The organism is Streptomyces sp. NPDC002690 (genome assembly GCF_053592415.1).
In genome coordinates this window covers 1-12,781 of sequence record NZ_JBSFVR010000208.1, presented here as the reverse complement: position 1 = coordinate 12,781, position 12,781 = coordinate 1, and the positions used below count along the sequence as shown (strand labels likewise).

12 protein-coding genes are annotated in these 12,781 nt (G+C 72.1%); 2 read left to right on the top strand and 10 right to left on the bottom strand.

Features of this window, described 5'->3' with window-relative positions; all coding sequences use genetic code 11:
• Positions 1–263: 263 nt before the first annotated feature.
• From ACWD3D_RS23600 to ACWD3D_RS23585, 4 genes are all read right to left on the bottom strand, one after another.
• The gene (locus ACWD3D_RS23600; protein ID WP_451462804.1) at positions 264–1,430 is read right to left on the bottom strand and encodes a DUF6183 family protein; all 1,167 of its coding nucleotides are present in this window, start codon (positions 1,428–1,430) and stop codon (positions 264–266) included.
• A 119-nt stretch (positions 1,431–1,549) separates the two neighbouring features.
• A complete protein-coding gene (locus tag ACWD3D_RS23595) occupies positions 1,550–2,332 on the bottom strand; it encodes an HNH endonuclease family protein (protein ID WP_451462803.1) in 783 nt (260 codons plus the stop codon).
• A 168-nt stretch (positions 2,333–2,500) separates the two neighbouring features.
• Positions 2,501–2,941, bottom strand: coding sequence for a TraR/DksA family transcriptional regulator (locus tag ACWD3D_RS23590; RefSeq protein ID WP_451462802.1), 441 nt, complete (start codon positions 2,939–2,941; stop codon positions 2,501–2,503).
• 97 nt (positions 2,942–3,038) lie between these two features.
• Positions 3,039–3,953 carry an SCO6745 family protein gene (locus ACWD3D_RS23585; protein WP_451462801.1) on the bottom strand — a complete coding sequence of 305 codons (915 nt, stop codon included), beginning with the start codon at positions 3,951–3,953 and terminating at the stop codon, positions 3,039–3,041.
• Positions 3,954–4,070: 117 nt separating this feature from the next.
• Here ACWD3D_RS23585 and ACWD3D_RS23580 point away from each other — a divergent pair, with 117 nt between their 5' ends.
• Both ACWD3D_RS23580 and ACWD3D_RS23575 read left to right on the top strand, forming a co-directional pair.
• Entirely contained in the window at positions 4,071–4,664 is a 594-nt protein-coding gene (locus ACWD3D_RS23580; RefSeq protein WP_451462800.1) for a TetR/AcrR family transcriptional regulator, read from the top strand.
• Positions 4,665–4,752: 88 nt separating this feature from the next.
• Positions 4,753–5,535: a hypothetical protein gene (locus ACWD3D_RS23575; protein WP_451462799.1), complete on the top strand. Its 783-nt coding sequence runs from the start codon at positions 4,753–4,755 to the stop codon at positions 5,533–5,535.
• 68 nt (positions 5,536–5,603) lie between these two features.
• Here ACWD3D_RS23575 and ACWD3D_RS23570 read toward each other — a convergent pair whose 3' ends face one another.
• The 6 genes from ACWD3D_RS23570 to ACWD3D_RS23545 form a co-directional block, all read right to left on the bottom strand.
• Complete coding sequence (locus ACWD3D_RS23570; protein ID WP_451462798.1) at positions 5,604–7,343, bottom strand: CocE/NonD family hydrolase; 1,740 nt, start codon at positions 7,341–7,343, stop codon at positions 5,604–5,606.
• Between the two features lie 5 nt (positions 7,344–7,348).
• Positions 7,349–8,299: an MBL fold metallo-hydrolase gene (locus ACWD3D_RS23565; protein WP_451462797.1), complete on the bottom strand. Its 951-nt coding sequence runs from the start codon at positions 8,297–8,299 to the stop codon at positions 7,349–7,351.
• Positions 8,300–8,387: 88 nt separating this feature from the next.
• Positions 8,388–9,311 carry an alpha/beta hydrolase gene (locus ACWD3D_RS23560; RefSeq protein WP_451462796.1) on the bottom strand — a complete coding sequence of 308 codons (924 nt, stop codon included), beginning with the start codon at positions 9,309–9,311 and terminating at the stop codon, positions 8,388–8,390.
• Between the two features lie 5 nt (positions 9,312–9,316).
• Positions 9,317–10,435 carry an FAD-dependent oxidoreductase gene (locus ACWD3D_RS23555; protein WP_451462795.1) on the bottom strand — a complete coding sequence of 373 codons (1,119 nt, stop codon included), beginning with the start codon at positions 10,433–10,435 and terminating at the stop codon, positions 9,317–9,319.
• A gap of 127 nt (positions 10,436–10,562) precedes the next feature.
• Positions 10,563–11,522, bottom strand: a complete 960-nt coding sequence (locus ACWD3D_RS23550) for a phosphotriesterase family protein (RefSeq protein ID WP_451462794.1) — start codon at positions 11,520–11,522, stop codon at positions 10,563–10,565.
• 63 nt (positions 11,523–11,585) lie between these two features.
• Positions 11,586–12,551 carry a phosphotriesterase family protein gene (locus tag ACWD3D_RS23545; RefSeq protein WP_451462793.1) on the bottom strand — a complete coding sequence of 322 codons (966 nt, stop codon included), beginning with the start codon at positions 12,549–12,551 and terminating at the stop codon, positions 11,586–11,588.
• Positions 12,552–12,781: the final 230 nt, after the last annotated feature.

The window sequence follows — 12,781 nt, the reverse complement described above, 5'->3', positions numbered from 1 at the left end:
AAGGAATTCAGTGAACAGGTGAAGTGTGCCTGTGAATCGATCGGTGAGGCGTGCGACGGGGGCGCCCGGGACGGACAGCGCCGGGCCGGGGGGCTCGGCGCTGTCCGGCGATCGTGTGCGCGGCGGACCGGACTCCCTGCCCCAGGTGCTGGTGGCGATCGCGCTTGCGCGAGCGACCTGCTGACGGAGTCGGAGCTCAGGCGGCCGGCGCCACTTTCGACACACGCCCTACCAGCACCCACGCACCGGCGTGGCGACACGTCTCAGTCGGTGTCCGTAGCCGCCAGTACCGCCAGTCGTTCGCCGTCCGGGGAGAGGGCGACGAGGCCGATGTCCCAGGCGACGTCCGCGAACCAGTCCGTGGCGGGGCCGAAGGAGTACCAGGAGCAGGCCCGTACCCGCGCCTCGGCCTCCTCCGCCGTGCTGCCCTCGGCCGCTCCGGCGAGGGCGCTCAGGGACTGCCATGCGGCCAGCCGGCCATAGGCGCCGCCCACACCATAGTTGTAGGCACCTCCCGTGGACGCGGCGGCGAAGAGTACCTCCCACACCCAGTCCGGGCCGCAGGCTTCGACGGAGAACGAGGATGTCGCCTTCGCCTTCTTCCTGGCCTTCGTCCCCTTCCTCGCCCGCTCCTCGCCCCGCAGACACTCCAGGCCCACGGACCGCAGGACCGCAGGTACGGACCGGGCGTCCAAGGGGCCCGCGAGAGCGAACACCCGCGCTTCGGCACGCCCGTTCGACTCCTCGGTCCAGTTGGCCACGGCGGCGCCGATGCGCCCGGCCAGGGCCTCGGTCGTGGTCTCCTCGGCCCGGGGCACCGGTCCGGGGCCGGCTGTCACGCCCGTGCCGGACGCGGAGCCGAACGGGAGCGAGTGGCTGCCGCCGTGCAGGCTGTAGCTCGGCAGCTCCGGCCGCCCTTCGACGTCGGACAGCGTCCACGGCAGCCAACGCAGCGGATGCAGCCTCCAGTGCGGGGAGCCCGCCCACGCGGCGACGGCCGGCAGCTCCATGACGGCAACGCCCCTGAGCACCAGTTCATGGACCAGGCAGGCCCGCAGATCCTCGGTGGCCTCCCCGGTGAAGGCCACGGTCAGTTCCTCGGCCGGGCGGCAGGAGGCCAGCAGGGAAGCGGTGCGGCGGCTCACGCTCCGGTCGGTGGCGTGGGCGGCACGGGCCAGCCGGAGTGCCTGGGCGACGTTCCCCGGACCGGGGGTGAGCGCGAGCGACCGGAGCAGGTGGCCGAAGACGCTGCGGTACTGCCACCCCGGCTCGCCACCGGAGCCGTATGCCCGGACCAGCGCGATACCGAGGTCGGCGAGGAACGCGGGGTTCCCCTGCGCGAGAACGCGATCGGCCGTCTCCCTCACGTCGTTGACGTCGGTCAGGCCGGGCAGTTCGGTCACGATCTTACGAATGCGGTCGTCGTCCACGCCGGGGAGCGTACGCATACGGCAACCCGGGACAGAACTCATTTTCGAGCACCCCGGAAGCGGGACGTCCCGGCCGCCCGTACCGTCAGGCCGCCCGTACCGTCAGGCAGCGCGCGGTGTCAGGCCGCGCACTGCTTCAGCATCATCTCCTTGTCGGCCGTGGTCACCGGCAGTTCGTACTTCAGCGAGACCTGGGCGAAGCGGAGCGCGTAGGAGCAGCGGATCGGCTTGTACGGCGGCAGCCAGGCGGCGGGGCCGGAGTCGCTCTTGGAGCCGTTGGTGGGGCCGTCGACGGGGATGAGGTTGAGCGGGTCGTTGGCGATCTGCTGGCGTTTGGCGTCGCTCCAGCGCGAGGCGCCCATCTGCCAGTCGTAGGACAGCGGCATCACATGGTCGATCTGGATCTTCGTGGCCTTCGCCTTGGTCCAGGCGATCGTCGTGCCGGTGTAGGGGTCCTTGAGCGTCAACGAGGCCACCACGCAGTCCGATCCGCTGCGGAAGCGCACCTCCTGACCGTCCCGCTTGAGCAGGTCGTTGCGGGTGTCGCAGCCGTTGCGGGCCAGCGCTATGCCGTTCACCGTGTCCTTCCACGCCGAGCCGAACTCGTCGCGGTCGTAACCGGTCTTGGGGCCGCGCCCCTTGGTGAGCACCTTCTCGATGACCTTCCGCGCCCGGGCCCGGTCCGCGTCGCTGGTCAGCGGTGCCAGGCCGGGCTTCGTACCGTCGGGGTTGTCCAGCGGGCTCGCGCCGAAGCCCTCGGTGGACCGCGCGCCGTCGTTCGCTCCGGCGCCCGGTGTCCCTTCCGGAGCGGCGAGGTCGTCGGGGTCGCAGCCGGCGAGGGACAACACGGCAACCGCGCTCAGGGCCGGCAGGACGACGCGGTACGTACGGAGAGATATCACTGGCAGCCGTCCTGACGGAGAGAGATCCGAACCCGGGAATCCTACGGACGTCTTCCCCGTCGGCTGCCATTCATGGCGTACGGGACTCCGGGTGACGGTCGCTCAGTCGGGCGGCGGGCGCCTCGGCGCCGGTGCGGCGGGCGTCGCCTGCGCCGGTACTGCGGCGTCTCAGCGCCGGTGCCTCCCCCGCGTCCCGGCGCAGGCGACGCAGCGGGTCGCCTCCGGCCGGATCTCCAGGCGGGCGGCCGGTATCGGCTCGCCGCAGCTCTCGCACCGCCCGTAGTCGTCGTGGTCCAGCCGCTCCAGCGCGCGGTCCAGCTCCGCCAGCTGTTCACCGGCCCGGGCGAGGAGGGCGGCGACGTGGGCCCGTTCGAACGCGGTGCTGGAGCCCTCCGGGTCGTGCTCGTCGTCCACGGCCACCAGCGCGTTCGCCTCGACGATCCCCTCGAAGTCGCGTCGCAGCGCCTCGATCCGCTCGCTCGTGGAGGCGCGTTCGGCGGCGATGCGCGCGCGTACGGCGTCCGGTCCGGGGACCGGCTCGGGAAGCCGGTCGCCGGACCGTCCCCGGGGCGGCCCGGGGAGGGGGACACGCGCGGATATACTGCCCATACGTAACGGAACGCGGGGGCCCGGGCGCGCATTCCAGCCCCCGCTCGCCCCGGGCCCCCGCACCGACCGGCACCACTCCCGCGGTCCCGACCGGTTGTCACACCTTCCCGATGCCGAGCGTGTTCTCCGCGGGCAGCAGCCCGGAGCCGATGATCTCCAGCCACGGGGTACCCAGCAGTTCGGCGAGGCGGGCCCGGTCCGTCTCGCCGAGCGCGCGCCACGGTCCGGCGGCCCGCTCGTCGGTACGCCGCTCCACCTGCGCACGCAGTGCCCGGCCGGCCTCCGTCGCCGTACCGTCCTCCGTCAGCAGTCCCCGGCCCACCAGCCGCTCCCGGGCCGCCGCCCACTCCCCCTCGCGCCACCCTCGGCTCGCGAAGACCTCGACGGGGGCCGCGCCCACCGCCGCGAACGAGACCAGCGCTTCCACGGGGTCGAGGCCGGCCTCGCGCAGCGCGGCGAGGTGACCGTCGCCCCGGTGCTCCCGCAGGATCGTGGCGGCCTGCCAGAGGACGAGGTGCGGGGCGTCCGGCCAGGGGAGCGCGGAGTTGGCGGCCCCGAGCGGGGGTGCGCCCGGCTCGTCGGCCGTTCCGGTGCCCGGTCCGGCGGCGCCGGCCGCCTCCGCCGCACGGCGGGCCAGCTCCGCCGCCTCGGCCGCCTCGGGCCCATCGATCCAGGCTTTGAGGAGCGCCCGGTACGCACGGTCCACCGCACGGACCCGCGCGGCGAGCACCGCCTCCGGGCCGGCCGTGGCCCAGACGCCGGGGACGTACCCACGCACCATCGCGGGGCTGAAGCTGTAGAACGCCTCGGTGACGTACTCCGCCGTGGGCTCGCCCCCTCCGGACGCCCCGGCCGGGGCCGCGCGCCAGGCGAAATAGCTCGGCCAGCGCTCCTCGACGTCGTAGCCGAGCGCGGCGGCCTCCTCGAACGCCTCCGGCGCGTAGTAGAGAACGGCGTGCAAGGGCTCCAGCAGGTGCCACATCTGCCGGACGCGCCCCAGTTCCTCGGACATGCTCCCTACCTCCGCGATCGACCGACCCGGCATCTAGTCATTGCCTAGATACTCTGCCGCCAGCGTGCACCCGCTCCACGAACTTGTCAATGACTAGATGCGGCGTACGGTACGCACATGAGCACCGACCGGGACGTCAGCGGCGACCAGACCTCGTACCACCACGGCGACCTGCGCCGGACGATCCTGGCTGCGGCCGTGGACGTCATCGCGGCAGAGGGTCCGGCCGCCCTCAGCCTGCGCGACCTGGCCCGCCGCGCCGGGGTCTCGCACGCCGCGCCCGCGCACCACTTCAAGGACCGCACGGGCCTGCTGACGGCCGTGGCGACGGAGGCGTACACCCTCTTCGCGGACTCCCTCTCCGAGGTCACCGGCCTCAGGGATCGGGGCGCGCGGTACGTGCGGTTCGCCGCCGACCACCCGGCGCACTTCCAGGTGATGTTCCAGCCCGCCCTCTACCGCTCCGACGACCCCGCCCTGGTCGCCGCCCGGGAACGGGCAGCCCGCGTCCTGCGCGAGGGCGTCGCCGGCCTGACGGCCGACGGTGCCGAGGCCGACGCCGGGGACGCCCGTCGGACAGGGGTGGCCGCCTGGTCCCTGGCCCACGGCTTCGCCGCGCTGCTGCTGAGCCACAACCTGACGGACTTCCTGGACGGCCGCGACCCCGAGGAGGCGTTCCTTTCCGTCGCGGAGGCGGTCTTCGGGAGCTGAGGGCCGACGGGGCGGAGTGCCTGCCAAGGGCCCGGCATCGCGGTACCCGGAAGGCCGGCGCTTGGACGGCCGGTGCTTGGATGACCGGGTGACGACGGCATCCCCCGGCTCCTCCGCTTTCTCCGACCGTCCCGCCTCCCCCGGCTCCCCCGTGGACGGGGCCGGGTCCGGCCGCTTGGCCGCCCTGCTGGACCGTGCCGCGACCGGCCGGGACGATCAGGCGTGGAGCGACCTGTGGACGGAGCTCTTCCACAACGGCACCCTGGACGTCTCCGATCCGCTGGTCATGACCGCGCTGAGCGACATGGCCCGGGGCGACGACACCAAGACGGCGGCTGCCGCCCTCCATCTCGCCGGCGCTCTCCTCGTCCAGGCCGACCAGTGGCACGAGACCCGGGACCTGCGGAGCCGGCGCGCGTCCGAGGTCGCCCGCATGGTGACCTCGGCCGGCCGGCTGCGGAGGACCACCACCGACCGGAACGACTACTGCTACCTGCTGGAGTCCCTCCTCGACCTCGAAGGCGACATCCTCTGGGCGCAGGACCTGTTCTGGGGCATCGTCGGCGAGGAGTACGAGCTCGACTGCCCCGATCCGGAGTGCCTCGCCCCCGCCTGGGTGGTCGTGGGCGAGCGGGGCTTCTTCAGCACGGATCAGGACTACGCCCTCTCGGACGACGTCCGGACCCTCCCGCTCCACCCCGCCGCACCGGGCGCCCTCGACGGCCTCGGCCGCCGCCTCCACGACATGGCGCTGACGGACGGCCACGCCGAGGTGGCGAACGCCCTGACGTACGCCTTCGGCGAGGCGACCTGCCCCACCTGCGGGGCGCGCTTCTCCGTCAGCGGGCAGATCACCGCCCGCACGGGCTGAGGCACCCGAAACGGTCTCGGCGGCGGCGTCCTCCGACTTCCGGGCCGCCCGCCCGACCCGTCCGACTTCTACTGGGCCGTGTCCGCCGACGCGGCCCTCGTGAACGGCAGCACGAGCCGGGACGGGTGGTCGGCGTCGCGGTAGATCTTGTGGGTGACGGGGCGGCCCACCGGCAGGTGGAAGGCGTCCGGCGGCAGCAGCGCGTTGTGCTCGTCGGCCAGCGGTTCGTCGTTGGAGAGTTCCACGACCAGCCTGTGTCCGGGCAGGAACGTCGCCGCGAACGGGTAGACGCGCAGCACGTACTCCTCGGTCTTCCCCGGCTCGACCGGCACGGCGCGGGTGTGCGGGTGGTGCGGGTCGCCCTCGGTGGTGCGTTCCTCGTCGAGTTCGCGGTGCGAGGCCTTGAGGTAGGCGGTGGTGATGAGCTGCCGCTTGCCGCCCGGTGCCTCGTCCCACAGGCGCAGGATGAAGTTGGTGTCGGGCTGGTCGATCTCGGCGAAGAGGTGGGCCGCGCCCTGGCCGATCATCTCGGTGGGCTCGGTGAACGGGGCCGTGCTCCAGCTGAGGATCTCCACCTGGTCGGTCACCGTCAGCGGCGCCTGGTAGAAGCCGTCCGGGGCGGCGTGCTCGGCGCCCATCGGCTCGGGCTCGTAAGAGAGTGCGCGGCGGGGGCGGAAGTACAGCGAGCGGTACTCGACGTCCCTGGGGGGCCACTGGGCGGCGGTGATGGTCTCGCGCGTGCCCTCGACGTGGACGGAGACGGCGGGCTCGTCCATGATCCCGTTGTCGATGCCCTTGAGCCAGTACTCGTACCAGCGGAACATCTTGTCGTGCTCCTCGACGAAGGGGCGCGACTGCATCGGCGGGTAGGGCCCGATGTCCAGCTTCTTCGGGCCCTTCAACGACTGGTACAACTCGATGGTGCCGTCCATCGTCCAGCCGCGGCCCTGGTCGATCTGGAGCCAGACGGGGATGTCGATGGCGGGCGCGAGGGTGACCGGGTTGCGCTCCTCGTACCAGTCGCCGTCGACCTCGTTCATCACGATGTCGAACCACGCCTCGTGGTTCTTCGGGTAGTTGAGCACATGGACCAGGTTGGGCCAGGCGGCCACGTCCGGGTCCCGGAGCCGCTCGGCGACCCGCTCGCGGATCTCCTCGGCCGAGAACGTCTCCAGCATGCGGGACTTGACGCCGTCGGTGAAGGCCCAGCCGGAGTCGCCGCCGCGGCCCTCGCGGGCGGCGCGCGGCATGAACCACATGACGCCGCCGTGGTAGGTGGTCTCGTAGAAGTCGAAGTGGCCGCCGCTGACGAAGATCGCCTTCAGGGACGGCGGTCGCTCGGCCGCGGCGAGCACCTGCATCGAACCGAAGTAGGAGATGCCGATCATGCCGACGTTGCCGTCGCACCACGGCTGCGCGGCGACCCACTCGATGAAGTCGTACGCGTCCTGCCCGAGCGGCACACCACCGGCGTTGTAGTTGCCGATGTGCTCCCCCTCGGAGGCGCCGGAACCGCGCAGGTCGCCGATGACGTGGACGTACCCCTCGTCCACCACCCGGGCGATGTCGCCCGCCTCGATGCAGCCGTCCCACATCGGGCTCGGGCGGCGCTGCGGGGGCGTGGTCAGGGCGAGGGCCTGGAGCTCCTTGCCGTACGGGCTGAGGGCCACCAGCGCGGGGCGGGGCGTGTCGTCCACCGGGCCGTAGGTGTCGGCCGCCAGCGTGACGCCGTCGCGCATCGGCACCCGGAGGTCCTTGCGGACGGCGATCGTCCGCCGGCCGGCCCGGATCGTTCGGAAGTCGGTCATGGATGTCAACTCCTGTGTCGCAGGTTCCGGTTGCGCGTGCGGTAGCCGTGCATCGAGGTGAAGAACGGCGACGGCTCAAGCGTGGGATCGCCGGTGTAGCCGAGTTCCTCGGCCGCCCCGGCGAAGGGGGCGTACGGCGAGCCCGCCTCCTGCGGGCCGGACTCCGGGCAGCGGCAGGCCGCCTCGGTGACGCGTTCCTCGACGGCGAGGCTCTGGGTGATGGCCTCCCGGGCCTGCGCCTCGTCGAGTTCGACGCCGTACGGGGTTCCGTCGGCGCGGCGGTAGGGGTGCCCGAGGTAGAGGTGGCGCGGCCGGACCTCGTCCCGCAGGTGTTCCAGGCTGGTGCGGTAGGCGGCCGGGTCGGTGTAGCCGGGGAAGCCGTTGGCGGCCCCGTGCACCTGGACGGCGTCGCCGGTGAACACCGAGCGCTGCCCGTCGACGACGTAGGCGACCGACCCGGCGGTGTGGCCCGGCAGGGCGTGCACCGACACCGTGACGTCGCCGCCGAGGGAGAGCGTCTCGCCGCCCTTGACCAGCACGGACGGCTCCATCTCCCCGGAGATGACGGACTGCGTGGCGGCCGTCACCTTCGCCTCGCCTTCGGGGTCGTGCAGGTACCGCCCCCGTCCCGCGAGGTACTCCTCCACGTGGGCGCGGCGCGAGCGCAGCAGGGGCGCGTCGGCCTCGTGGATCACCACCTTCGCGCGGCGGCCGGTGAGTTCCCACAGGGCATGGGCGCCACCGACGTGGTCGATGTGACCGTGGGTCAGCAAAATCCAGCGCACGTCCTCGATACGGCGCCCGAGCGCCCGGAGCGCGGGAGCCATCCCCTCGGCGGGCGAGGAGGCGATGCCGGTGTCGACGACGGCGGGTTCGGGTGCGTCGATGAAGAAGCTGTAGAGACCGAACCGGCCCCAGGGCGACACCAGGGGGTGGATGGGGACTTCGTGGGTCATGGTCCTCTTTCGTCCTCTTTCTGGGCTCGGACGGGCGGGTACGGGGCAGCCCGGGGCGTACGGCGCCCCCGGGGGCGCGTCGGACCGGTCAGCGCCCGGCGAGGAACGCGCTGGTCTCGGCGAAGACCGCGTAGTACTGCGGAATCCAGGAGAAGTGCTGGACGAAGCCGTGGCCGGCGCCGTCGTACCGGCTGACCTTCGCCTCCACTCCGGCCTCCCGCAGGCGCTGCCCGTACAACTCGCCCTCGTCGCGCAGCGGGTCGTACTGGCCGGTGACGACGAGCGCGGGCGGCAGCCCGGTGAGGTCGGCGCGCTTGACCGGCGACACCAGCGGGTCGTCGGGGTCGGCGCCGCTGGCGAGGTAGAAGGCGTTGAAGGGCTTCAGCCCTGCCGTCTCCAGGCCGTAGCCCCGGGCGTTATCGCGCAGGGAGGGGTAGCGGTCGGTGTCGAAGTCCAGGTCGAGCGAGGGGTAGTAGAGGATCTGGTGGGTGATCCGGTCGAACCCGTCGTCGTGCGCGCGGGCCGCGACCGCGGCGGCGAAGGTGCCGCCGGAGCTGTCACCGGCGACGGCCAGGGTCCCCCCGTCCCAGGACAGGCCCGCGTCCTCCTCGGCGGCCCAGCGCACGACGGCGTAGGCGTCGTCCAGGCCGGCCGGGAAGGCCGCCTCGGGTGCCAGGCGGTAGCCGACCGAGACGACCTTCAGCCGGGTCTCCTTCGCCAGGGAGCGCGCGATGTGGTCGTGCGTCTCCAGGCTGCCGAGGAAGAACGCGCCGCCGTGGAAGTAGACCAGCACACCGTGACGGCCGGCCTCGGACGGGGTGTACACGCGTACCGGTATGTCGCCGGCGGGCGTCTTCGCCGTCACGTCCTCCACCGCGTGCAGCGGCGTACGGTCCTCGACGGGCGGTACCTGCGACTCCTCCGCGGCGCGCATCGCGACCGGGTCGAGCGGCCCGTCCGGCGGGGCGGGGAGGGAGGCGAGGATCCTGGCGATCTCGGGGTGCAGGGGCATGGTCGTCACTCCTTCGGGGCTGCCGCCGCGGCGGGCTTCTGGCCGGGGAACACGTCGCTGATCTCTTCCTCGGTCCAGCCCTGGCGGGAGATGCGCTGCAACTCGTCGGTGACCGGCTTGCGGGTGGCCTGGTACAGGGCCAGCGCCTCCTTCAGGGAGTCCGCGTCCCGCAGGGCGTCGGCGAGCGCCCCGCCGTCCTCGATGGCCGAGTTCGCGCCCTGGCCCTGGTGGTGGAGCATCGAGTGGGCGGCGTCGCCCACGAGGACGACGGAGTCCGTGTGCCACGTGTCGACGGGGTCGATGTCGTAGACGGCGCGGACGTTCACGGTGTCCATGTCGAGGTCGCGCGCGATGTTCACCAGCCGCTCGTCGAAGCCGGCGACCGTGGCGAGCAGGTCGTCCCTGGTGACCTGCGGCGCCCAGGTACCGTCGGGGTTCAGGGCGGTGACGTCGAACGACACCTGACCCCGGTGGCGCAGCGGCAGCAGGTAGATCTTGGTGCCGCGTCCGATGTACATACGGAGGTTGTCGTCGACGACCATGCCGTGGGCGGCGTCGACGGGGATCACCGTGCGATAGGCGTGCTCGCCCGAGAAGACCGGGTCCTGCTCGCTGAACAGCTGTCGGCGGACGACCGACTTGATGCCGTCGGCGCCCACGACCAGGTCGGCCTCGACGGTCCTGCCGCCGGCGAAGGTGAGGACGGAGCGGTCGCCCCGGTCCTGGACGGTCTCGAGTTTGTGGCCGAGGTGGACCATCCCCTCGGGGAGTACCCCGAGGAGGGCGTCGATGAAGTCACCGCGGTGGATCAGGTGGGTGTGGGTCTGCTCGCCGGCGGCGGGCCAGGCCTCTTTCATGATCGGGTCGCCGGTGGCGGAGAGGATCTCGAAGTAGTCGCTCGGCGAGCTGGCCCCGGCGATCGCGTCGAAGATGCCCCAGGCGCGGAAGCGGTTCATGGTGGAGGGGCGCAGGCCGATGCCCGCACCGACCTCGCCGATCCGGCCGGCCTGTTCGTAGACGTCGACCTGGGCGCCGAGCAGGCTGAGCGCCTTGGCCGCGGCGGCGCCGCCGTACCCCGCCCCGACCACGGCGATCTTGAGGTTCTTGATCTCGGAGAGCTGCATCGTTGGTTCTCTCTGCTTCTTGATGGTCAGTGCGACTGAGTGGCCGGTGCGACTGAGTGATCGGTGCGACTGAGTGATCGGTGCGACTGAATGGCCGGTGCGACTGAGTAGCCGGTGCGACTGGAGGTCAGTGCGACTGGATGGTCAGGAAGTCCGCGGGGTTCTCGACGAAGATCGTCCTGATGGCGGCCTCGTCGAGCCCGGCGTCGCGGAGGTCGGGGATGAGGTCTTCGAAGAGGTAGTTCACGGTGTGGCCCTTGACTCCCGGCCAGCCGAGCGGGCTGCAGTTGGCGTCGGCGGAGGCGAGGACCTGCTTCAGTCGGCGCCCGCCGTCGATGAACCGCAGGAAGTGGTCCAGCCGCTCCTTGCGGGGGCGGGCCCAGAACGGCGGGTCCGGCAGTTCCGTCTCGTAGCCGAAGGTGTCGAAGCCGATCCGGCCGCCCTGCTCCGCGATCCACACGTCGCGCGTCTTGTCGGCGTTCACGCCGTCGTCGACGTGCCCGAACAGGACGCGTTCCAGGGGCAGTCCCTCTTCGCCGAAGATGGCGATGGCGTTCTCGGCGTCGATCGCGAGGTGGGTCAGGATCGGTACGCCGGTGCGCAGCGAGGCGCGGGCGGCGGCGCGGTAGATCCGCTTGTCCAGCTCCGTCATACGGCCGCCGCGGCTCACCCCGACCTTGATGACGCCGGCGAGGCTGCCGGTGCCGCCGATGCCGACGGTGATCTCGTGGACGAACTGACGCATCAGGTAGTCCACGTCGGCGTGGGCGAAGTGCGGCAGGGCGGTGTCACCGCCGACGAAGCCGGTGCAGGCGACGATGTGGACACCGGTCTTCGCGGACAGCGACTTGTAGTGGTCGATGTCCCGGCCGTTGCAGATGCCGGTGGCGTCGACGAAGGTGCCGCCGCCGTACTCGTGGAACGCGCGCAGCTTCGGGACGGTCTCCTCGTGTCGCCGCTCGGGGCTCTTCCACCACTTCGTGTCCAGCTCGGAACCGGGCATGCCGTAGCCGATGTGCTCGTGCACGGCCACGAGGCCCAGCTCCTCGGTCGGAACCGGCCCCAGGACGGTATTGACGCGCGACATGGAACTCACCTTCGGGGGAGGGAACTTGCAGGGGGGCGCGGGGGCGCGGGGGCGCGGGGGTGCTCAGCGCACGGACAGCAGTGCGCGCGGGTTGTCGACGAGAATCCGCCGCACGTCCTCGTCGCCGAGTCCCCGCGCGTGGAGCAGCGGTACGAAGGTGGTGAGGAGGTAGCTGTACGGCAGGTCGGCGGCGGGGTGGCCCTTGGCGACCCCGGTCGCGTTGCTGGAGAGCAGGACCCGGTCGCCGAAGCCCGCCGCGACCAGTTCGGCGACGAGAGCGGCGCGCTCGGCGTCGGTGAGATGGTCCTCGTCCGTCGTGCCGACGTGGTCGAGCGCGACGTAGGCGCCCTTGCGGGCGATCGCCGTCGGGGCATCGGCGGCCACGGCGTCGGCGCGGTCGAGTCCGCCGACGACGACGCGGTCGGCCGGCAGGTTCTCGTCCAGGACGACGCCGAGGTCGTGGACCGCGTCGGCGCCGTAGCGCACGGAGAGCGCGACGCCGGTCCTCAGAGCGGTACGGGCGGCCCCGCGGAACAGACTCTCGTCGGTCGCGGTCATGCCCTGGCGGGTCGCCGTGGTGGCCACCAGCCCGGCGGGGCCGCGCCGCTCCACTCGGGGGACGACCATGCCCTGGGCGATCTCGCCGGTGAAGAGGTCGGCGAACCGGTCGGCCGGCCAGGGGGTGGGCGGGTTGGTCTGCGGTGTGAGGAAGTAGCCGCCGAGCATCTCCTCGGGCCCCTGTCCCGTGGAGGCGACGATGTGCACGCCGGTCGTGCGGGAGAGGGCCTCGTACAGCGGGACGTCCCGGCCGTGGAACATGCCGGTGCTGTCCACGACGGTGCCGCCGCCGTGGGCGTGGAAGTCCTTCAGCTTCGCGGCGAGGGTCTCGAAGATCTCGGCGCGGTCGATGGTGATGTCGAAGGCGTGCTCCGCGCCGGGAACCACCGACAGCAGCGCCTCGTGGACCGCCACCACGCCCAGTTCCTCGGCCGGCACCGGGCCCAGGACGGTGTTCACGGTGTTGCTCATGCCGCTCATGCCTGCCTCGCGTGTCCGGGGTGGGGTGCTCAGCACCCGGGGGATGCAGTCACGTTAGCCATTCGGTTTACACGACGTCAATGAAACGAACACATGGAAAAAACAACGGTCATGGAGTAGAGGCGGGCAGTTGCCATCCCGTGGACACCCTTGGGAGCCGCCGCGCGGCGGGGCGCGGGAGGCGTGTCGCGAAGCGTCCACGCGACGTGACGAGCGGGGCC

Coding starts and splice junctions, on each gene's coding strand:
- ACWD3D_RS23550 (WP_451462794.1), bottom strand. CDS start 11,522: ATGTCGCGCGTCAATACCGTCCTGGGGCCGGTTCCGACCGAGGAGCTG.
- ACWD3D_RS23590 (WP_451462802.1), bottom strand. CDS start 2,941: ATGGGCAGTATATCCGCGCGTGTCCCCCTCCCCGGGCCGCCCCGGGGA.
- ACWD3D_RS23570 (WP_451462798.1), bottom strand. CDS start 7,343: ATGACCGACTTCCGAACGATCCGGGCCGGCCGGCGGACGATCGCCGTC.
- ACWD3D_RS23555 (WP_451462795.1), bottom strand. CDS start 10,435: ATGCAGCTCTCCGAGATCAAGAACCTCAAGATCGCCGTGGTCGGGGCG.
- ACWD3D_RS23565 (WP_451462797.1), bottom strand. CDS start 8,299: ATGACCCACGAAGTCCCCATCCACCCCCTGGTGTCGCCCTGGGGCCGG.
- ACWD3D_RS23545 (WP_451462793.1), bottom strand. CDS start 12,551: ATGAGCAACACCGTGAACACCGTCCTGGGCCCGGTGCCGGCCGAGGAA.
- ACWD3D_RS23585 (WP_451462801.1), bottom strand. CDS start 3,953: ATGTCCGAGGAACTGGGGCGCGTCCGGCAGATGTGGCACCTGCTGGAG.
- ACWD3D_RS23580 (WP_451462800.1), top strand. CDS start 4,071: ATGAGCACCGACCGGGACGTCAGCGGCGACCAGACCTCGTACCACCAC.
- ACWD3D_RS23560 (WP_451462796.1), bottom strand. CDS start 9,311: ATGCCCCTGCACCCCGAGATCGCCAGGATCCTCGCCTCCCTCCCCGCC.